This is a genomic window from Pseudomonas sp. Nvir (assembly GCF_963778085.1).
GTDB lineage: Bacteria > Pseudomonadota > Gammaproteobacteria > Pseudomonadales > Pseudomonadaceae > Aquipseudomonas > Aquipseudomonas juntendi.
Genome location: NZ_OY970405.1, coordinates 2,345,268 through 2,363,219, shown reverse-complemented (window position 1 = coordinate 2,363,219; position 17,952 = coordinate 2,345,268). Strand labels below are relative to the sequence as shown.

At 65.9% G+C, this 17,952-nt stretch carries 17 protein-coding genes; 12 read left to right on the top strand and 5 right to left on the bottom strand.

All coding sequences use genetic code 11. The features are described from left to right. Positions 1-20: 20 nt before the first annotated feature. Positions 21-1,358, bottom strand: a complete 1,338-nt coding sequence (locus tag AACG97_RS11370) for an MFS transporter (protein WP_009686502.1) — start codon at positions 1,356-1,358, stop codon at positions 21-23. Between the two features lie 562 nt (positions 1,359-1,920). On the opposite strand from AACG97_RS11370, the gene mrdA reads away from it, so the two are divergent. Next, positions 1,921-3,816, top strand: coding sequence for a penicillin-binding protein 2 (mrdA, locus tag AACG97_RS11365; RefSeq protein WP_047149654.1), 1,896 nt, complete (start codon positions 1,921-1,923; stop codon positions 3,814-3,816). A 61-nt stretch (positions 3,817-3,877) separates the two neighbouring features. Here mrdA and AACG97_RS11360 read toward each other — a convergent pair whose 3' ends face one another. Further along, positions 3,878-4,510: a glutathione S-transferase family protein gene (locus AACG97_RS11360; RefSeq protein ID WP_009686498.1), complete on the bottom strand. Its 633-nt coding sequence runs from the start codon at positions 4,508-4,510 to the stop codon at positions 3,878-3,880. Between the two features lie 189 nt (positions 4,511-4,699). Here AACG97_RS11360 and AACG97_RS11355 point away from each other — a divergent pair, with 189 nt between their 5' ends. Further along, complete coding sequence (locus tag AACG97_RS11355; RefSeq protein ID WP_009686497.1) at positions 4,700-5,017, top strand: DUF2388 domain-containing protein; 318 nt, start codon at positions 4,700-4,702, stop codon at positions 5,015-5,017. Between the two features lie 60 nt (positions 5,018-5,077). Here the strand turns inward: AACG97_RS11355 and glcC are convergent, their stop codons facing one another. Next, on the bottom strand, positions 5,078-5,842 hold the full coding sequence (gene glcC / locus AACG97_RS11350; RefSeq protein WP_009686496.1) for a transcriptional regulator GlcC: 765 nt from the start codon (positions 5,840-5,842) through the stop codon (positions 5,078-5,080). 195 nt (positions 5,843-6,037) lie between these two features. On the opposite strand from glcC, the gene glcD reads away from it, so the two are divergent. The 6 genes from glcD to pdxR all read left to right on the top strand — a co-directional run bounded on the left by glcD (position 6,038) and on the right by pdxR (position 12,213). After that, positions 6,038-7,537, top strand: coding sequence for a glycolate oxidase subunit GlcD (gene glcD, locus AACG97_RS11345; RefSeq protein WP_047149655.1), 1,500 nt, complete (start codon positions 6,038-6,040; stop codon positions 7,535-7,537). Beyond that, positions 7,537-8,589, top strand: a complete 1,053-nt coding sequence (gene glcE, locus AACG97_RS11340; RefSeq protein ID WP_225785603.1) for a glycolate oxidase subunit GlcE — start codon at positions 7,537-7,539, stop codon at positions 8,587-8,589. The genes glcD and glcE overlap by 1 nt, the downstream gene beginning before the upstream one ends. Before the next feature lie 9 nt (positions 8,590-8,598). Beyond that, complete coding sequence (glcF, locus tag AACG97_RS11335; protein ID WP_225785604.1) at positions 8,599-9,834, top strand: glycolate oxidase subunit GlcF; 1,236 nt, start codon at positions 8,599-8,601, stop codon at positions 9,832-9,834. Continuing rightward, complete coding sequence (locus AACG97_RS11330; protein ID WP_054911741.1) at positions 9,827-10,225, top strand: heme-binding protein; 399 nt, start codon at positions 9,827-9,829, stop codon at positions 10,223-10,225. The genes glcF and AACG97_RS11330 overlap by 8 nt, the downstream gene beginning before the upstream one ends. 131 nt (positions 10,226-10,356) lie before the next feature. Continuing rightward, complete coding sequence (locus AACG97_RS11325) at positions 10,357-10,695, top strand: hypothetical protein (RefSeq protein WP_033691133.1); 339 nt, start codon at positions 10,357-10,359, stop codon at positions 10,693-10,695. An 84-nt stretch (positions 10,696-10,779) separates the two neighbouring features. Further along, entirely contained in the window at positions 10,780-12,213 is a 1,434-nt protein-coding gene (gene pdxR / locus AACG97_RS11320) for a MocR-like pyridoxine biosynthesis transcription factor PdxR (RefSeq protein ID WP_225785605.1), read from the top strand. Here pdxR and AACG97_RS11315 read toward each other — a convergent pair. Further along, positions 12,206-13,399, bottom strand: coding sequence for a CynX/NimT family MFS transporter (locus AACG97_RS11315; RefSeq protein ID WP_115293904.1), 1,194 nt, complete (start codon positions 13,397-13,399; stop codon positions 12,206-12,208). The two genes, pdxR and AACG97_RS11315, sit on opposite strands and share 8 nt — an antisense overlap. A gap of 200 nt (positions 13,400-13,599) precedes the next feature. Here AACG97_RS11315 and AACG97_RS11310 point away from each other — a divergent pair, with 200 nt between their 5' ends. Further along, a complete protein-coding gene (locus AACG97_RS11310) occupies positions 13,600-14,040 on the top strand; it encodes a carboxymuconolactone decarboxylase family protein (RefSeq protein ID WP_029887041.1) in 441 nt (146 codons plus the stop codon). 45 nt (positions 14,041-14,085) lie between these two features. Here the strand turns inward: AACG97_RS11310 and AACG97_RS11305 are convergent, their stop codons facing one another. Next, positions 14,086-15,096 carry an AraC family transcriptional regulator gene (locus AACG97_RS11305; protein ID WP_009686485.1) on the bottom strand — a complete coding sequence of 337 codons (1,011 nt, stop codon included), beginning with the start codon at positions 15,094-15,096 and terminating at the stop codon, positions 14,086-14,088. A gap of 170 nt (positions 15,097-15,266) precedes the next feature. On the opposite strand from AACG97_RS11305, the gene AACG97_RS11300 reads away from it, so the two are divergent. Genes AACG97_RS11300 through AACG97_RS11290 form a run of 3 tightly spaced genes read left to right on the top strand, consistent with a single transcriptional unit; the run spans position 15,267 to position 17,906 of the window. After that, on the top strand, positions 15,267-16,451 hold the full coding sequence (locus AACG97_RS11300; RefSeq protein WP_232555032.1) for an acetyl-CoA C-acyltransferase family protein: 1,185 nt from the start codon (positions 15,267-15,269) through the stop codon (positions 16,449-16,451). Positions 16,452-16,463: 12 nt separating this feature from the next. After that, entirely contained in the window at positions 16,464-17,312 is an 849-nt protein-coding gene (locus AACG97_RS11295; RefSeq protein ID WP_115293903.1) for a 3-hydroxybutyryl-CoA dehydrogenase, read from the top strand. 12 nt (positions 17,313-17,324) lie between these two features. Beyond that, positions 17,325-17,906: a TetR/AcrR family transcriptional regulator gene (locus tag AACG97_RS11290; protein ID WP_009686482.1), complete on the top strand. Its 582-nt coding sequence runs from the start codon at positions 17,325-17,327 to the stop codon at positions 17,904-17,906. The last annotated feature ends 46 nt before the right edge of the window (positions 17,907-17,952 follow it).

Below are 17,952 nucleotides of genomic sequence, written 5' to 3'. Positions count from 1 at the left end.
CGCAAGCCGGGCTCGAGTAGTCAGTGGCTCAGCGCATCGCTGACCGCCACTGGGGCCGGCCTGGGTGAGCGCAGCAGTAGCAGGCACCCCGCCGCCAGCATGAACACACTGGCAAACACCCCATACAAGTGCAGCGGCTGCCAGCCGCCATCGAGCAGCACACCCGCCACGGTGGGCGACACAATGGCGCCCATACGCCCGATGCCGATGCCCCACCCCACGCCGGTGGCGCGCACCGATGCGTCGTAGACCACCGGCGACAAGGCATACAAGCCGGCCACGCAGCCGTTGGCGAACAGCCCGATCAACAGGCCCAGGGCCAATGCCGCGCTAGCCGAGCCCCCGTTGGCCACGAACAGCACCAGCAGCGCCGCAGTGGTCAGCATGAACAGCGCCAGCACGCGGGTAAGCGGCCAGCGCGAGGCCAGCCCGCCGATCAGCGCCGCACCGAGGATGCCGCCCACGCTCAACAGAACACCGCCCGTAATGCCTTGCTGCGCGGACAGCCCGGCAGCCACCAGCAGCTTCGGGGTCCAGCTCATGACGAAGTAGAAACCGAACATGACCAGGAAGAACAGCAGCCAGATCACCAGCGTGGTCCGGCGCATGGCCGGCACCAACAGTTGCCGGAAACCGCTGGCACTGCCCGGCACCCTGGCCGCAAGCGCTGGCAGCTGCGCCAGTGCCGGGTGGCCTAGCCTTACGGCCAAGCGATTGACCCGCACCAGGGCGTTGGCTGGCCGGCGTGCCAGCAGAAAGTCCAGCGACTCCGGCAACCACAACCAGACCAGCGGTAACACGCAGACGGTGACGATGCCGCCGAACAGAAACACCGACCGCCAACCCCACTGCCCCAGCAGCCACACCGCCAGTAAACCGCCCAGGGTTGCCCCCAGGGCATAGCCGGTGGACTGCAGGCTGACCGCCAGGCCGCGCCAGCGTTTGCTGGCATATTCGCTGGCAATGACGTTGCTGCTGGCCAGGATGCCGCCAATGCCCAGGCCCGTCAGCCCACGCAACAGGGCCAGTTGCATCGGGCTCTGGCTCAACGCCGAGAGCAGCATGCCGACCCCCGACAGCACCAGGCATAGCAGGATCAGCGGGCGCCGCCCGAAACGGTCAGCCCAGGGTGCGATGAACAGCGAGCCCGCCGCCATGCCGAACAGGCCGGCACTGAGCAGCAAGCCCACCTGCGCCCCGTTGAGGTTCCACTCGGCAGACACCGAGGCAGCGGTAAAGGCCATGACCAGCACGTCGAAGCCGTCGATCATGTTGAGCAGGATGCATATGCCGATGGCCAGGCACTGAAAGCGCCCCATCGGGTCGTTGTCCAGGCGCTGCTTGAGGTCGTTATTCATAGCGCCACCTGCCGCTTTGCAGGTGGCACAACGGCAACGCACGCGCAGGCAAAGCGCAAGGAACCCTGACGGTTCCATACCCTGGAAAAGCCATTCATGACTGAACCCTTCTTGTAGTTGTCGGCGCATCAGGCTGGAGGGCTCCAGCCGATGTCAGGCGCTAATCAAACAAATAATGGATCCACAAACAATCCATGGGGCTAAAGCAAGCACGGCTCAGGCCGGTGATGACATTCTGATCAGCCCAAAAACCAAAAATTTAAATCTTAATTATCAGTACTTTACATATTCATGATTACCGTTAATTCGCGTTCGTTTATCGAACAGATTCAGTGCATGGATCCATATCGATCACGGCATTACCGCATAGGCCTGTCATCGCACCCGGCGCCATGAACAAATCTTCATATAGCGCCCCAGCGCCCTGACCATGCGGCGCACAGCGCAAGCCAGGCTACCGCCAGCCACCACCAGGCTTGAGGCTGCCGGGTGGGTTGCGTAGCATCCCCCGCCCGTTCGCGCGCCTGCACATCGGCGCGAAACCCGCACAAAAGAGCCCCGAATGCCGCAACCTATCCCCCTCAAGGACCACGAAAAGGAAAAGCACCTGGTCAACCGCCGGCTTCTGGCCTGCGCCGCCCTGGTCTTCAGCCTGTGTGCCGTGCTGGTGGGTCGGCTCTATGTGCTGCAGGTGCTGCAGCACGACCAGCAGAGCGCCGTCTCGGAAAACAACCGCGTGCATGTGCTGCCCATCGCCCCTGAGCGCGGGCTTATCTACGACCGCAACGGCGTGGTGCTGGCCGACAACAAGCCCAGCTTCGACCTGACCATTACCCGCGAGCGGACCGGCGGCAATTCGGCCAAGGTGCTCGATACCCTGACCCAGGTACTGGGGCTGAACGAGGACGACCGCAAGCAGTTCGACAAGGACCTGCGCCGGGGCCGCAAGCCGTTCGAGCCGGTCACCCTGATAGTGGGGCTGAGCGAAGAGCAGATCGCCCTGGTGGCGGTCAACCAGTTCCGCCTGCCGGGCCTGGAGGTCGAACCACAGTTCATCCGCGAGTACCCGCTGGGCGCGCATTTCGCCCATTCGGTTGGCTACGTGGGGCGCATCAACGAGAAGGAGGCCAAAGTACTCGACAGCACCGAATACCGGGGCACCCAGTCGATTGGCAAGACCGGCATCGAGCGCTTCTACGAAAGCCAGCTGCATGGCCATGTGGGCTATGAGGAAGTCGAGACCAACGCCCAGGGCCGGGTGATGCGCGTGCTCAACCACAAGGCCCCGACACCCGGGCAGGACATCGTGCTGACACTGGACGCCCGCCTGCAAGTCGCTGCCGAAAAGGCCCTGGGCGACCGCCGTGGCTCGGTGGTGGTGCTGGACCCGGCCAATGGTGACGTGCTGGCCATGGTCAGCAACCCCAGCTTCGACCCCAACCTGTTCGTCAAGGGCATCAGCTTCAAGCAGTACGCACAATTGCGCGATTCGATCGACCGCCCACTGTTCAACCGCGTGCTGCGCGGCCTGTACGCGCCCGGCTCGACGGTGAAGCCGGAAGTGGCCATCGCCGGCCTCGACAGCGGCGTGATCACCCCCGGCAGCCGGGTGTTCGACCCGGGCTACTACGAGCTGCCCAACTACGCCCACAAATACCGCAACTGGAACCGCAGCGGTGACGGCTGGGTAGACATGTACACAGCCATCATGCGCTCCAACGACACTTACTTCTACGACCTGGCGCACAAACTGGGCATCGATCGCCTGCACGACTACATGGCGGAGTTCGGCCTGGGCCAGAAGGTGTCGCTGGACATGTTCGAAGAGGCCGCCGGCCTGATGCCTTCGGCCCAATGGAAACGGGCCACCCGGCGCCAGGCCTGGTTCCCTGGCGAAACACTGATCCTTGGCATCGGCCAGGGCTACATGCAGGTCACCCCGTTGCAGCTGGCCCAGGCCACCAGCCTGCTGGCCAGCAAGGGCGTGTGGCACCGCCCGCACCTGGCCATGACCGTAGGCGGCGATGCACCGGTCGACCCCCACCCGATGCCCGACATCGTGCTGCATGACAAGCACGCCTGGGACCAGGTCAGCCAGGGCATGCAGATGGTCATGCACGACCCGCGGGGTATCGCCCGTGCGGCCGCGGCCGGCGCGCAGTACCGGATTGCCGGCAAAAGCGGCACCGCACAGGTGGTGGCGATCAAGCAGGGTGAACGCTACAACCGTGACAAGACACTGGAACGGCACCGCGACAATGCCCTGTTCGTCGGCTTTGCCCCGGCTGACCACCCGGCCGTGGTGGTGGCGGTGATGATCGAGAACGGCGAAGCCGGTGGCCGGGTGGCGGGGCCTGTGGTGCGTGAAGTGATGGACGCCTACCTGCTGGACGAACAGGGGCACCTGAAGCCCGAGTATGCGGGTGCCGTGCCACCGCGCACTACGCCGCATACCTGATGCTGCGCGGGCCTGCTGGCTGAGCGGGCCCGTGCTTCAAGCCCAGAGCAGCCCCGTGCCCTCAGTGCTGCCCACCGGTACGAGGCATCAGCTCGTAGGGGTGCTTCCACCCTGGCATGGCTTGGATGCGTGCCTTCCATGCCTCGATGTGGGTGAACTCGGCCAACGCCATACCGGTGTCCTCCGGCATGAACACATACCCCGCCAGCGACAGGTCGGCGATGGTCAACCGCCCGCCCACCATGAACGGGGCCTTCGCCAGATGGGCATCGACAATGCGGTACGCGGCGGTGGCACGCTCGCGCAAGAACTGCGTCACGTCGGTTTCGCCCGTGTTCTTCAGGCAGAACAGGAAACGCAGCGCCGCGTAATAGCTGGTGAACTTATGGTTGTCGAACAGCATCCAGCGCCAGATTTCGCGCTTTTCGTCCGCGTCGCGGGGGCCGAATTGCCCGGTCTGCTGCGCAAGGTACTCCAGAATCAGCGCAGACTGGGTCAAGGACTTGCCAGCGTGCTCCAGCACCGGCACCTCACCCTGTTCATTGACCTCATCGCGCCAGGCTTGCTCGCGGGTCTGGCCGTTGAAGAAATCGACGAACACCGGCTGCCAGTTCTGGCCAGTCAATTGCAGCATCAGCGCGGCCTTGTAGGCGTTGCCGGATTCGGCGAAGCAATGCAGCTTGTAGTCAGGCATGGGCGAACCTTGCGGTGGCTGTGATGAGCGAATGGCAGAGCAGACCACGCGCACCGCGAGGCGGTCAATGCCCGGTACCACCTGCGGGCATGCATTCTGCCAACGAACAACGGAACTACTTTCACACTGATGCTTTCTTAACCTCTGAGTGGTTTATTCCTTGGGCTTCACCCTTCTGGAGAACACGACATGCGCCACCTACTCATCGCCCCTGCGCTGCTGCTCCTGCTGCCTGCCGGTGCCGCACTGGCCCGCGTCGATGCGGGCGACGTCGCCACCTCGGCCGGTGTTTCCGCTTCGCTGTATTCCACCTTCAAGGATGACAAACGGATCATTCCTGCCCGCGACGAGCTTTCGGCGTTCGTTGCCAGTGGGGGTGCGATTCGCGGCGCTTATGTCGAAGCCGCACTGGAACAGGCCCGCAAGGACCACCCAGGGCTACAGGCCGACGACGAAGAGCTGGCCAGGGCCATTCTGTCGCAGGATGACCGCATCGCTGATCGTTGAATCAGACTTGCACCTGCCTCTGCGTGAATCTACCCACGCCGGGGCCGGCGCAGGTTCGGCTCACCCCCAACCATCCATACGCATGGTCGCCCTGACCAGGCGCTGCTCCTCCTGTTCGATCTCCCGCAAACTGTCGCGAATGCCATGGATGTGCTCGCGCGCCGCGCGCTGGGCCTGTTCCGGCAACTGCTCCATCACCGCGTGATACAGGCGTGCATGCTGGCGATCGATCTGGCGTTTCTGCGCCGGCCGGCAGTACAGGTTGTTGACCGACGCAAACACTGTGTTCAGGGTCAGATCGCTCAGCGATTGCAGGGTATGTACCAGCACGGGGTTGTGCGAGGCCTCGCTGATCGCCCGATGGAACGCATGATCGCGGTGGGCGTGCTCACGGGCATCAATGGCCTCGACGGCCTGATGCGCGGCCAGCATCTCCTCATAGCGGCGGCGGATCAGCAAGCGGTCCACGTCGGTGGCGCGCAACGCTGCCAGCCGGGCAGATTCGGCCTCGAGCAAGGCGCGCACTTCCAGCAAGTCAAACAATGTGCGCGGCTGTGAGCTGAACAGATGCATCAACGGCGTGTAGCCCGCGTGCCCGGTGAGGTCGGCGACAAAGGAGCCGCGCCCGTGCTCGGTGTCGATGATGCCGCGCCCGCGCAGCACCCGCAGCCCCTCACGCAGTGCAGAGCGCGAACACCCCAGCTTCTCGACCAGCCGCCGCTCCGAAGGTAATGCCTCGCCCACCTTGAGCACGCCTTCGACAATCAGCCGCTCGACCCGCCCGGCCACCTGGTCGGCCACCTTCGCCCTGCCCTCGTTCGCCATAGCGCACCCTCCTGCTGGTAGGACCACTTGCACACCCGCCTGCAATCTAGCCAAGCCAGGCCACCAACGGCCAGTACCCAGCGGAAAAACTGGTAGGACCAGTGGCGAGCCCACTCGACCCAGACTAGCACCGCGCGCAGGCTGCAAGCGTGACCGCTTTGCCAACAACAATAAAAACCGTTGCCGAGTGAGCCAATGACCATTCTCTACGACGAACGCGTCGATGGTGCGCTGCCCAGCAGTGACCGCGAGGCGCTGTTGCGGGCATTGCAGGCTGCCCTGCCCGACCTGCACGTTTTGCACCGCGAAGAAGACCTCAAGCCCTACGAGTGCGACGGCCTGTCGGCCTACCGCACCGTACCGTTGCTGGTCGTGCTGCCCGAACGCCTGGAGCAGGTGCAGACGCTGCTCAAGCTGTGCCATCAACGCGGCGTACCGGTAGTGGCGCGTGGCGCCGGTACCGGCCTGTCCGGTGGCGCCCTGCCACTGGCCAAGGGCATTCTGCTGGTCATGGCGCGCTTCAACCGCATCCTGGAGGTCAACCCGCAGGGTCGCTTCGCCCGGGTGCAGCCCGGGGTACGCAACCTGGCCATTTCCCAGGCCGCAGCCCCCCATGGCCTGTACTACGCACCTGACCCCTCTTCGCAAATAGCCTGCTCCATCGGCGGCAACGTGGCTGAAAACGCCGGCGGCGTGCACTGTTTGAAGTACGGCCTGACCGTGCACAACCTGCTCAAGGTCGAAATACTCACCGTCGAGGGTGAACGCCTGACCCTTGGCAGCGATGCCCTCGACTGCCCTGGCTTCGACCTGCTGGCGTTGTTCACCGGCTCCGAAGGCATGCTCGGCATCGTCACCGAAGTGACCGTCAAGCTGCTGCCCAAACCGCAAGTCGCACGGGTACTGCTGGCGAGCTTCGACAGTGTCGAGGACGCCGGCCGCGCCGTGGCCCAGATCATTGCTGCCGGGATCATCCCCGGCGGCCTGGAGATGATGGACAACCTGGCAATCCGCGCCGCCGAGGACTTCATCCACGCGGGCTACCCGGTGGAGGCGGCGGCCATCCTGCTGTGCGAGCTGGACGGTGTCGAGGCCGATGTGCACGCTGACTGCGAACGGGTCGCGGCCGTGCTGGCGCAAGCCGGCGCCCGCGACGTGCGGCTGGCCTGCGACGAGGCCGAGCGGGTGCGTTTCTGGGCCGGGCGCAAGAATGCCTTCCCGGCCGTGGGGCGCATTTCACCCGACTACTACTGCATGGACGGCACCATCCCACGCCGCGAGCTGCCGCGCGTGCTGAAAGGCATCAGCGACTTGTCCAGCGAATACGGCCTGCGCGTGGCCAATGTGTTCCATGCCGGCGACGGCAACATGCACCCGCTGATCCTGTTCGATGCCAACCTGCCGGGTGAACTGGAGCGCGCCGAGGCCATCGGCGGCAAGATTCTCGAACTGTGCGTGGCCGTGGGCGGCAGCATCACGGGTGAACACGGGGTCGGCCGGGAAAAGATCAACCAGATGTGCGCACAGTTCAACAGCGACGAAATCACCTTGTTCCATGCGGTGAAGGCTGCGTTCGACCCACAAGGCCTGCTCAACCCCGGCAAGAACATCCCCACCTTGCACCGCTGCGCCGAATTCGGCGCGTTGCACGTGCACCACGGGCAACTGCCTTTTCCCGAGCTGGAGCGTTTCTAATGAGCATGGACCACGACGACAGCCAGGCCCTGCTCGAACAGGTGAACCAGGCGCTGAACCAAGGGACGGCACTGCGCATTCAGGGTAGCGGCAGCAAGGCCATGCTCGGCAACCCGGTGGTGGCTGAAGTGCTGGACACCCGCCGCCACCGGGGCATCGTCAGCTATAACCCGACCGAACTGGTGCTGACCGCCCGCGCTGGCACGCCGCTGCGCGAAATCGAGGCAGCGCTGCACCAGGCCGGCCAGATGCTGCCGTGCGAACCGCCCCACCTGGGGCCTGATGCGACGTTGGGCGGCATGGTCGCGGCCGGGTTGTCCGGCCCCAGGCGGCCCTGGGCGGGGTCGGTGCGCGATTACCTACTGGGTACACGCGTGGTTACCGGCCACGGCAAGCTGCTGCGCTTTGGCGGCGAGGTCATGAAGAATGTCGCTGGCTACGATGTGTCGCGCCTGATGGCGGGCAGCTTCGGTTGCCTGGGCTTGTTGACCGAGGTGTCGCTGAAGGTGCTGCCACGCCCGCGCCAGTGCCTGAGCCTGCGGCTGCCGATGGGCCGCCACGAGGCGTTGGCCGAACTGGCCGAATGGGGCCAGCAGCCGCTGCCGATCAGCGCCGCCTGCCACCACGGCGATGCCCTGTACCTGCGCCTGGAAGGCGGCGAGGGTTCGGTGCATTCGGCGCGCCTGCGGCTGGGCGGTGAAGCGCTGGACAGCCGGTTCTGGAACGACCTGCGCGAACAGCGCATGGCCTTTTTCAACGGCCCCGCCCCGCTGTGGCGGCTGTCCGTACCCATTGCCTGCGGCGAGCTGGCATTGCCCGGCGAGCAATTGATCGACTGGGGCGGTGCCCAGCGCTGGCTCAAGTCTGACGCAGAGGCGCACAGCATTCGCGAGGCGGTTGCCAGGGTGGGCGGCCACGCGACCGCCTACACCCCCGGTGCGGCCAGCAGCCCGCCACTGCCCGCTGCGCTGATGCGCTACCACCAGGCGCTCAAGCAACAGCTCGACCCCCAGGGGGTATTCAACCCCGGCCGCCTGTACCCGGACCTGTGAGGCCAGACCATGCAAACCAACCTCAGCGAAAGCGCCCGCCGCCTGCCCCGCGCCGACGAAGCCGAAAGCATCCTGCGCGCCTGTGTGCACTGTGGTTTCTGCACCGCCACCTGCCCCACCTACCAGTTGCTGGGTGACGAACTGGATGGGCCGCGCGGCCGTATCTACCTGATCAAGCAGATGCTCGAAGGCGAGCCGGTCAGCGCCAGCACCCAACTGCACCTGGACCGTTGCCTGAGCTGCCGTAACTGCGAGTCAACCTGCCCGTCCGGGGTGCGCTACCACGACCTGCTGGACATTGGCCGCGCCGTGGCCGAGCAGCAGGTGCCGCGACCACTCGGCCAGCGCCTGCTGCGCCAGGGCCTGCGCGCGGTGGTCCCGCGCCCGGCACTGTTCAAGGCGCTGACCCGCAGCGGCCAGGCCCTCCGAGCGCTGCTACCGGCCACGCTCAAGGGCAAAGTGCCGGCATCAGTGACACCGCCCGGCGTGCGCCCGTCGCCGCGCCATGCCCGCCGGTTGCTGATGCTCGAAGGCTGCGTGCAGGCGGCGTTCTCGCCCAATACCAACGCCGCTGCCACGCGGCTGCTCGACCGGCTGGGGATCAGTGTGCAGCCGATCCGCCAGGCCGGCTGCTGTGGCGCCGTGGACTACCACCTCAACGCCCAGGCGCAGGGCCTGCAGCGTGCAAGGCGCAACATCGACGCCTGGTGGCCCGCCATCGAGGCGGGTGCCGAGGCCATCGTGCAAACGGCCAGTGGCTGCGGCGCGTTCGTGCGCGACTACGGCCACCTGCTGGCACAAGACCGCCAGTACGCAGCCGAGGCGGCGCGCGTCAGCGCGCTGGCCCGCGACCTGGTGGAGGTGCTGGCTGCCGAGCCCGTCGAGCAGTTAGGCCTGTGCGCTGAACAGCGCCTGGCCTTTCACTGCCCATGCACCCTGCAACATGCCCTGAAACTGGGCGGGGCGGTGGAGGCATTGCTGACCCGCCTGGGCTTCACCCTGACCGCCGTGCCCGATGGCCACCTGTGTTGCGGGTCGGCGGGCACCTATTCGCTGACCCAGCCGGACCTGGCCCTGCAACTGCGCGACAACCGCCTGAACGCGCTGGAAAGCGGCAAGCCGCACATCATCGCTACGGCCAACATCGGCTGCCAGACCCACCTCGCCGGTGCAGGGCGCACCCCCGTCAGGCACTGGGTGGAAATCGTCGAAGCCGCCTTGCGGCCGGAGAACGCCCATGCATAGCAAACCCGTGATCGGCCTGGCCGAGGTTACCCGTGTACTTGAGGCTGCGCGCCAGCATGCGTTGGCCGAACAGTGGCCTGTGACCATCGTGGTGGTCGACGACGGCGGGCACCCTCTGGCCCTGCAGCGTCTGGATGGGTGTGCGCCAGCCGGTGCCTACATTGCCATGGAAAAGGCCCGCACCTCGGCGCTGGGGCGCAAGGAAACCCGGGACTACGAAGACATGGTCAATCGCGGGCGCACCGCGTTCGTCACCGCACCGCTGCTGACCTGCCTGGAGGGCGGTGTACCGCTGCAGGTGCAGGGCCAGGTGGTGGGTGCCATTGGCGTGTCGGGGGTCAAGCCCGACCAGGACGCACAAGTGGCCAAGGCGGGCGCAGCAGCCTTGTGAAGGCTGCACAGAGGGTTGCCACTCGGGCAGACTCAGAATTCCCCTACAAAATGTTCGGACGCGTCTTACTTGCCGCCTCAGCGTTGAGAAAACAAGATCGGCGCAGCATGACCAGCCAGGGGAAACGCCGCATGCACCCGTACGCACGCTCCATTGCCGAACTGCGCAGCAGCCTGCGCGAAATGCTCGCCCATGACATCAGCAACCCTGATGACGACCCGCACCTGTCAGGGGTGATGTTCTTCTGCGCTACAGACGAACAGACCCGTTTGCTGATCGAGCGCATCGAGCTGCTGGCCAGCGAGGTGCTTTTCGACCCGAACGGGCGCGCCATTGCCGAGCACATGCGCGCGGCGGCAATCGACGGCGTATGCATCAAACGCAACCGCAAGGCAGCCACAGACGAAACCCAGATACGCATTGCGCTGGCGGGCAAAGGCTACATCACCATCAGCACTGCCCGGCTCTGACAGCCGTAGCGCAAGGCTCGCGGCCCGGCGCACACGGCGCAGCCAATCCGCTATCCTGTGGGCACCCCCGCTCCGGACCGTTCCATGGAACTGCACATTCGCCTGGATGGCCGCAAAGGCCTCACCGACCAGCTTTACCAGCAATTGCGCGCTGGCATCGACAGTGGCCACCTGGCAGCTGGTACCCAGCTGCCACCCACCCGTCTGCTGGCCGAACAACTGGGTGTGTCGCGCAAGACGGTAGCCGAAGCCTACTCACGCCTGACCTATGACAACCTGCTCAGCGGTGTGGTGGGCCGTGGCACATTCGTCACACCGCGCCAGCCGCTGCGCAGCAGCGAACCTGGCGCCATCACCCTGGCCGCCAGTGCATCGCTCGAACGCTGGCAAGCGCGCGCCACGGTGCTCAGCCAACGCCAGGCGCAGGCCCCTTCACGCTACGATTTCATCGGCGGCGTATCGAGCAAGGCCCAATTCCCCTTCGACCAGTGGCGCAGTTGCCTGAACTACGCCCTGCGGCGCAGCCAGCGCCACCCCGAACGGCATTTTACGGCCCAGGGTTTGCCTGAACTACGCCAGGCCATCGCCCACCACATCGCCTACACCCGTGGCGTGCACTGCAGCGCAGCCGACCTGCTCGTGTGCAACGGCGCCCAGCAGGCCCTGGACCTGATCGCCCGCGTGCTGGTCGAGCCAGGTTGCCAGGTGGCCATGGAAGACCCCGGTTACCCACCGGCACGGCAGCTGTTCCTGGCCCTGGGCGCGCAGCTGCAGTCGGTACCGGTCGACGACCAAGGCCTGTGCGTCGAGCACATCGCCGACGGCACCCGGCTGATCTACGTCACGCCGTCTCACCAGTTCCCGCTGGGCATGCCGATGAGCGAGGCGCGCCGGCACGCGCTGCTGGCGCGGGCTGCGCAGCTGGGGGCGCTGATCATCGAAGACGACTACGACTGTGAATTCCGCTACCAGGGGCCCGCTGCGGATGCCTTGCAGCGCCTGGACCGACAGGGGCTGGTGGCCTACGTGGGCACGTTTTCCAAGACCCTTTTGCCTGAGCTGCGCCTGGGCTACGCCGTGCTGCCGCCTGCCGTACTGCAGGCTGCCTGCGTGGCCAAGCACCTCAGTGACTGGCACAGCCCGAGCTTGCTGCAGTGGGCCTTGGCGCGTTTCCTTGCCGAGGGCCACCTGCACAAGCACATTCGCCGTTGCCATGAGGTCTACAGCGCGCGCCGCGAACGCATTCTGGCGCGCCTGCAGGGCGACCTGGCCCCTTGGTTCAGCGCGGTTCCGGCCAGCGCCGGCTTTCATCTGAGCGCGTTGGCCAGACCAGGGGTCGACGTGGAATTGCTGGCCAACCTGGCGCGCAAGGTCGAGGTCGGCCTGTACCCACTGGCGCCATTCTTCAGCGAAGCGCCTGCGCGGCAGGGCGTGCTGATGGGTTTCGGTGCCATTGAACTGCTGGATATCGACCCCGCACTGGATCGCGTGCGCGACACCCTGCAGCACCTCAACTGACCGGTGCCGCCTTGCCGGTTGCCGGGCGGGCGATGGCGGCCGAGTAACCGCGCGGGTTGAAAAACGCGGTGACCCACAGCATGGCCAGCACGGTGACCGTCAACAGTGTCCACGACGCCTGGAAGTCACCACTGACATCCCGCAGCCAACCGGTGATGTAGGGCACGATCCCGGTAATGATGAAGCCGATGCCCTGCACAAATGCCGCCAGGCTGCCCGCCTCGGCTGGCGTTTGCAAATGCTCCAGGGTCAGCGTAAGGCACTGGCTGAAGCAAGCGCCCAGGCCGAAACCGATCAGCGCCACCCACAGCCCCGGGGCCACGGTGGGGGCCAGTAACAGGCCGAGAAAGCCGACCAGCTGGATTGCCAGCGCCAGCCACAAACCGGGGCGCCGGTCAGCATAGCGCCGCAGCAACAGCGGCAAACCGAGCGCGCCGGCCACCTGGAAAAAGGTCATCAGGCCCACCAGGTCGGCGCCACCCTGGGCGCTGCCGCCGTGCTCGGTGTGGTAGGCCGGCAACCACGCCACCATGCTGGTGTAACCGCCATTGATCAAGCCGAAGTACAGGGCCAGCAACCAGGCCCGGCGCGTGCCGAACCAGTGTCCACCGGATGCCCCTGCCAGCTTCGCTGTGCCATGGCGTGGCCGCAGCACGGCCCAGGCCAGCAACGCCAGCACGGCCGGCACCGCCCACAGGCCCAGGCCGGCCTGCCAGTGGCCGAAGTGCGCACTGATGTGCGGGCCCAGCACTGCCGCCAGGCCACCGCCACTCATCAGCGCCGCCGAATACAGGCCCATGGCCGCCGCCAGGCGGCGGGGGAACCAGCGGTTCACCAGCCCCGGCATCATGCCCTGTACCACCGCTACGCCCAGGCCAGCGACCACCGCACTGGCGATCAATGCCCAGGCACTGTCCAGTTGCAGGCGCCACAGGCAAGCCATGGCAATCGCCGCCAGGCCGCCCAGCATACCGCCGTGCTCGCTGAGCCAGCGCCGCAGCCACGGCTGCAGCAACGGCACCAGGCCCATGCAGAGCACCGGTAAAGCGGTCAGCAGGGCGGCCTGCTGGTAGCCCAGCCCGGTAGTGGCGCGCATGGGCTCGAGCAAGGGGCCGATACTGGTCAGGATCGGCCGCAGGTTCAGGGCCAACAAAATCACCAGCAACAGGTTCAGCGCAGGTCTCATGGTCGTTCGTTTCTCTTCGTGCAAGATCGACCATTATCCCGGCTTGGCTGGCTGCGCAGAAATGAAGAGATTGGATGCCTGTCAGTGGCCAGCTGAATGGACATTGGCCTCCTGCGCAAGCGTGCAATTGGCTATCGGGGTGGCCAATCAACGGCGCTACAGTAGCGCCATCACCCCCCACATCCGCATTGGAGACAGCCATGCACAACCGTATCGAATGGGCCAAGCACGCGCCCGAAGCCTACAAAGCCATGGTCGGCCTGGAACAGGCGCTGGCCAGGTGCGGCCTGGAAAACTCGCTGCTGGAACTGGTGCGCCTGCGCGCCTCGCAGATCAACGGCTGCGCCTATTGCGTCAACCTGCATGCCAACGATGCGCGCAAGGCCGGTGAGACCGAGGCACGCCTGCAAACACTGTGCGTGTGGCAGGAAACCGCGTACTTCACCCCGCGTGAACGGGCAGCACTGGCCTGGCTCGAGAGCCTTACCCGCCTGCCTGAACGGGGTGCGCCGCAGGGCGAATACGAAGCCCTGCTGCAGCACTTCGAGCCGGCCGAAGTGGTCAACCTGACCTTGGCGATCGCCACCATCAATGCCTGGAACCGCTTCGGGGTGGGCTTCGCCATGGTGCCGGCGGGCTGAGTGTTGGCGCGGTGGCACCCGCGCAAGGGTCGGGACTGGCCAAGATCAGCGCCCGGCCAACCGCGCGCGGTAGCTACCGGGGCTCTGCCCGGTCCATTTCTTGAACGCCCGGTGGAACGCGCTGGGCTCCTGAAAGCCGGCCTGCTCGGCGATCTCGGCAATGCTCAGCACGCCTTCGCGCAAGCGCTCGAAAGCCATCGCCCGGCGTACCTCGTCCTTGATCTGCTGGTAGGAGCGCCCCTCGCGCTCCAACTGCCGGCGGAAGGTGCTGGCACTGATACCCTGCTGCTGTGCCAGCGACGCCAACGTGGGCCACTGCCCATAGCCACGCGCCCGTAAATGCCGGTACACCTCGGCCACCAGGCCGTTCTGGTTGCGAAAGCGAATGACCAGCCCCTGCGGCGCGCTGCGCAGGAAGGTTTTCAGCGCCGCCACGTCCTGGACCACCGGCCGGCGCAGGCAGGCACTGTCGAACTCCACCTCGGTACGCCCGCTGCCCAGGCGCAGGTCCGGCCCCCACAACAGCAGGTCATCCTCCTGGGCTGGGCGGGCCACTGCCAGTTCGGTCCGGTCAATCGCCACCCTGCGCCCGCCCAGCCAACACAGCAGGCCGACCATCAGCACCAGGTAGGTTTCCTCGGCGTATACCCGGGTCAACGGGTCGGCGATGCTCGACTGCACGCTGATCAGCGCCCGGCTACCGCGCACGGTCAGGCTGCCGCGCAGATCGTGCAGGAACAGGCCAAAGCCTGCCAGGCACTGGCGTAGGGCCTTTTCCAGGTTGGGTTCCAGGATCAGGCCCCGACAGATCAGGGCGAAACTGCCCAACGGCATGCCATGGCTGTCGAGGCGGAAGAACTCATCGTCCAGGCGCCGGATCATTGCCAGCCACAGCTCGGCGAAGGCCCGGGCCGGCACCCGCGCCTGCGGCTGGTCGAGCAGGTGCGGGTCAATGCCCACCGCACGCAAATGCGCGTCACGCTCGGCGGGGCAATCGCGCAGGGCATGCAGCATGGCGTTGAGGAAGTACACGGCGACCGAATCGCTATCGCGCATGGCGGTGTTCGCTGTCTATGCTGAGTGGCAAAAAGTGCCAGGTTGTTTGAACAGTTCCGGCATAGGCTGCGACAGAGCCTTTGCCTAGACTCGGACCCACTTCGGGACCTCGCCGGCCATTCTCGCAGAGCCTGGCCCAGTCCCGCCATGCCTATGCAATCGGAGCCTCTATGAGCAGCGCAGAAATCTACGTCGTCAGTGCCGTCCGTTCAGCCATCGGTGGCTTTGGCGGCTCCCTCAAGGACCTGCCGCTGGCCGACCTGGCCAGCGCCATCACCCGCGCCGCCATCGAGCGCTCGGGGCTGGCCGCCGAACAGATCGGCCATGTGGTAATGGGCACGGTGATCCCTACCGAACCCCGTGATGCCTACCTGGCGCGGGTTGCGGCCATGAACGCCGGCATCCCCAAGGAAACGCCGGCGTTCAATGTCAACCGCCTGTGTGGCTCGGGCCTGCAGGCCATTGTTTCGGCGGCCCAAGGGCTGCTGCTGGGCGACACCGACGTGGCCATTGCCGCTGGCGCCGAGTCCATGAGCCGCGGCCCTTACCTGCTGCCACAGGCACGCTGGGGCGCGCGCATGGGTGACCTGCAAGGCATCGACTACACCGTCGGGGTACTGCACGACCCCTTCCAGCACTTCCACATGGGCATCACCGCCGAGAACGTCTCGGCCAGCCAGGGCATTACCCGCGAAATGCAGGACGAGCTGGCCCTGACCAGCCAGCGCCGGGCCGCTCGCGCCATTGCCGAGGGCCGCTTCACCAGCCAGATCGTGCCGCTGGAACTCAAAACCCGCAAAGGCAGCGTGCAGTTCAGTGTCGATGAACATGTGCGCGGTGAGGTCACCGCCGAGCAACTGGCCGGCATGAAGCCGGTGTTCAAGAAAGACGGCACCGTGACTGCCGGTAACGCCAGTGGCATCAACGACGGCGCCGCTGGCCTGGTGCTGGCCAGCGGTGACGCGGTGCGGCGCCTGGGCCTCAAGCCACTGGCCCGGCTGGTGGGCTACGCACATGCCGGGGTGGAACCCGAGTTGATGGGCCTGGGGCCGATCCCCGCCACCCGCAAGGTGCTGGAGAAGATCGGCCTGAAGGTGCAGGACCTGGATGTGATCGAGTCCAACGAAGCCTTCGCCGCCCAGGCTTGCGCGGTGGCCCGCGAACTGGGCTTCGACCCGGAAAAGGTCAACCCCAACGGTTCGGGCATTTCCCTGGGCCACCCGGTGGGTGCCACCGGCGCGATCATCGCCACCAAGGCCATCCATGAATTGCAGCGCATTCAGGGGCGCTACGCCCTGGCCACCATGTGCATCGGTGGCGGCCAAGGCATCGCCGTGGTCTTCGAGCGGGTTTGAGGAAACTGAAAGATGAACATTGAACAGATCGCCGTGATCGGCGCCGGCACCATGGGCAACGGCATCGCCCAAGTGTGCGCGGTGGCAGGCTACCAGGTGCTGCTGGTGGACGTGGCCGACGCCGCCCTGGAGCGCGGGCTGGCAACGCTGGGCAAGAACCTCGAACGCCAGGTCAGCAAAGGGACCCTCGCCGCCGAGCAGGCAGCGGCAGCCAAAACCCGGATCCGCACCAGCACCGACTACGGCCAGCTGGCCACGATGCAGATGGTGATCGAAGCGGCCACCGAGAACCTGCAGCTCAAGCAACGCATCCTGCAGCAGGTGGCAGGCAACGTCGCCGCCGATTGCCTGATCGCGACCAATACCTCGTCGCTGTCGGTGACCCAGTTGGCCGCCAGCATCGACCACCCCGAGCGCTTCATTGGCGTGCACTTTTTCAACCCGGTGCCGATGATGGCGCTGGTCGAGATCATTCGTGGCCTGCAGACCAGCGACGGTACCTACGCCCAGGCATTGCTGGTGACAGAGAAGCTGGGCAAGACCCCGATCGCTGCTGGCAACCGGCCGGGCTTCGTGGTCAATCGCATCCTGGTGCCGATGATCAACGAAGCGATATTCGTACGCCAGGAAGGCCTGGCCAGCGCCGAGGACATCGACACCGGCATGCGCCTTGGCTGCAACCAGCCGATCGGCCCACTGGCGCTGGCCGACCTGATCGGCCTGGACACCTTGCTGGCGATCATGGAGGCCTTCCATGAGGGCTTCAACGACAGCAAGTACCGCCCTGCCCCGCTGCTCAAGGAGATGGTGGCGGCCGGCTGGCTGGGGCGCAAGAGCGGCCGCGGCTTCTTCATCTACTGAGGCCCAGGCGCCATGCCCCCGATCAATGCCGCGATGCGTTGTGCCAATTTCGAAGAGCGACGTGAACAGGCCATGGCGCTGTTTGCCGAAAAAGGCTTTGGCCAGGTCAGCATGCGCGAATTGGCCGCACATGTCGGGCTGACGGCCGGCTCGCTGTACCACCACTTTCCCAGCAAGCAGGACCTGCTGTTCGACTTGATCGAGGAACTGTACGAGGAGTTGCAGGCCCTGCTGGACCAGGGGCGGCGGGCCATGGCCCGCGGCGCTTCAGCCTTGAATTGCCTGATCGCGGCGCATTGGCAGTTGCATGCCGAGCGGCCGCTGCAGTTTCGTTTGGCTGAGCGTGATTTCTGTTGCCTGAGCGAGGCCCAGCAGGCACGCCTGACGCAGTTGCGCGGGCGTTATGAGGCCGGGCTGTTGCGGCTGATCGCACCGCAGGCGAAGCTCCAGGGGCCAGCTTTGGTGGCCACCGCCCAGGTGGTTGCAACGCTGCTGAACCGATTGCCCGGCGCGCTGCAGGCATTGCCTGAAGCGCAAGCGCTGGTGTTGATGGAGAGCATGTTGCTGGGTGGGCTGGAGCGGACCTTGCGTTGATCAGCACCGGCCCGTCAGCGCGCGCCGGTGACAGGGCCTTGACGGG

What these genes read in the sequence shown, in the direction of transcription:
- AACG97_RS11370 (WP_009686502.1), bottom strand. Translation starts at nt 1,358, where the DNA reads ATGAATAACGACCTCAAGCAGCGCCTGGACAACGACCCGATGGGGCGC.
- pdxR (WP_225785605.1), top strand. Translation starts at nt 10,780, where the DNA reads ATGGAACTGCACATTCGCCTGGATGGCCGCAAAGGCCTCACCGACCAG.
- AACG97_RS11325 (WP_033691133.1), top strand. Translation starts at nt 10,357, where the DNA reads ATGCACCCGTACGCACGCTCCATTGCCGAACTGCGCAGCAGCCTGCGC.
- glcC (WP_009686496.1), bottom strand. Translation starts at nt 5,842, where the DNA reads ATGGCGAACGAGGGCAGGGCGAAGGTGGCCGACCAGGTGGCCGGGCGG.
- mrdA (WP_047149654.1), top strand. Translation starts at nt 1,921, where the DNA reads ATGCCGCAACCTATCCCCCTCAAGGACCACGAAAAGGAAAAGCACCTG.
- AACG97_RS11305 (WP_009686485.1), bottom strand. Translation starts at nt 15,096, where the DNA reads ATGCGCGATAGCGATTCGGTCGCCGTGTACTTCCTCAACGCCATGCTG.
- AACG97_RS11290 (WP_009686482.1), top strand. Translation starts at nt 17,325, where the DNA reads ATGCCCCCGATCAATGCCGCGATGCGTTGTGCCAATTTCGAAGAGCGA.
- glcD (WP_047149655.1), top strand. Translation starts at nt 6,038, where the DNA reads ATGACCATTCTCTACGACGAACGCGTCGATGGTGCGCTGCCCAGCAGT.
- glcF (WP_225785604.1), top strand. Translation starts at nt 8,599, where the DNA reads ATGCAAACCAACCTCAGCGAAAGCGCCCGCCGCCTGCCCCGCGCCGAC.
- AACG97_RS11300 (WP_232555032.1), top strand. Translation starts at nt 15,267, where the DNA reads ATGAGCAGCGCAGAAATCTACGTCGTCAGTGCCGTCCGTTCAGCCATC.
- glcE (WP_225785603.1), top strand. Translation starts at nt 7,537, where the DNA reads ATGAGCATGGACCACGACGACAGCCAGGCCCTGCTCGAACAGGTGAAC.
- AACG97_RS11310 (WP_029887041.1), top strand. Translation starts at nt 13,600, where the DNA reads ATGCACAACCGTATCGAATGGGCCAAGCACGCGCCCGAAGCCTACAAA.
- AACG97_RS11315 (WP_115293904.1), bottom strand. Translation starts at nt 13,399, where the DNA reads ATGAGACCTGCGCTGAACCTGTTGCTGGTGATTTTGTTGGCCCTGAAC.
- AACG97_RS11360 (WP_009686498.1), bottom strand. Translation starts at nt 4,510, where the DNA reads ATGCCTGACTACAAGCTGCATTGCTTCGCCGAATCCGGCAACGCCTAC.
- AACG97_RS11295 (WP_115293903.1), top strand. Translation starts at nt 16,464, where the DNA reads ATGAACATTGAACAGATCGCCGTGATCGGCGCCGGCACCATGGGCAAC.
- AACG97_RS11355 (WP_009686497.1), top strand. Translation starts at nt 4,700, where the DNA reads ATGCGCCACCTACTCATCGCCCCTGCGCTGCTGCTCCTGCTGCCTGCC.
- AACG97_RS11330 (WP_054911741.1), top strand. Translation starts at nt 9,827, where the DNA reads ATGCATAGCAAACCCGTGATCGGCCTGGCCGAGGTTACCCGTGTACTT.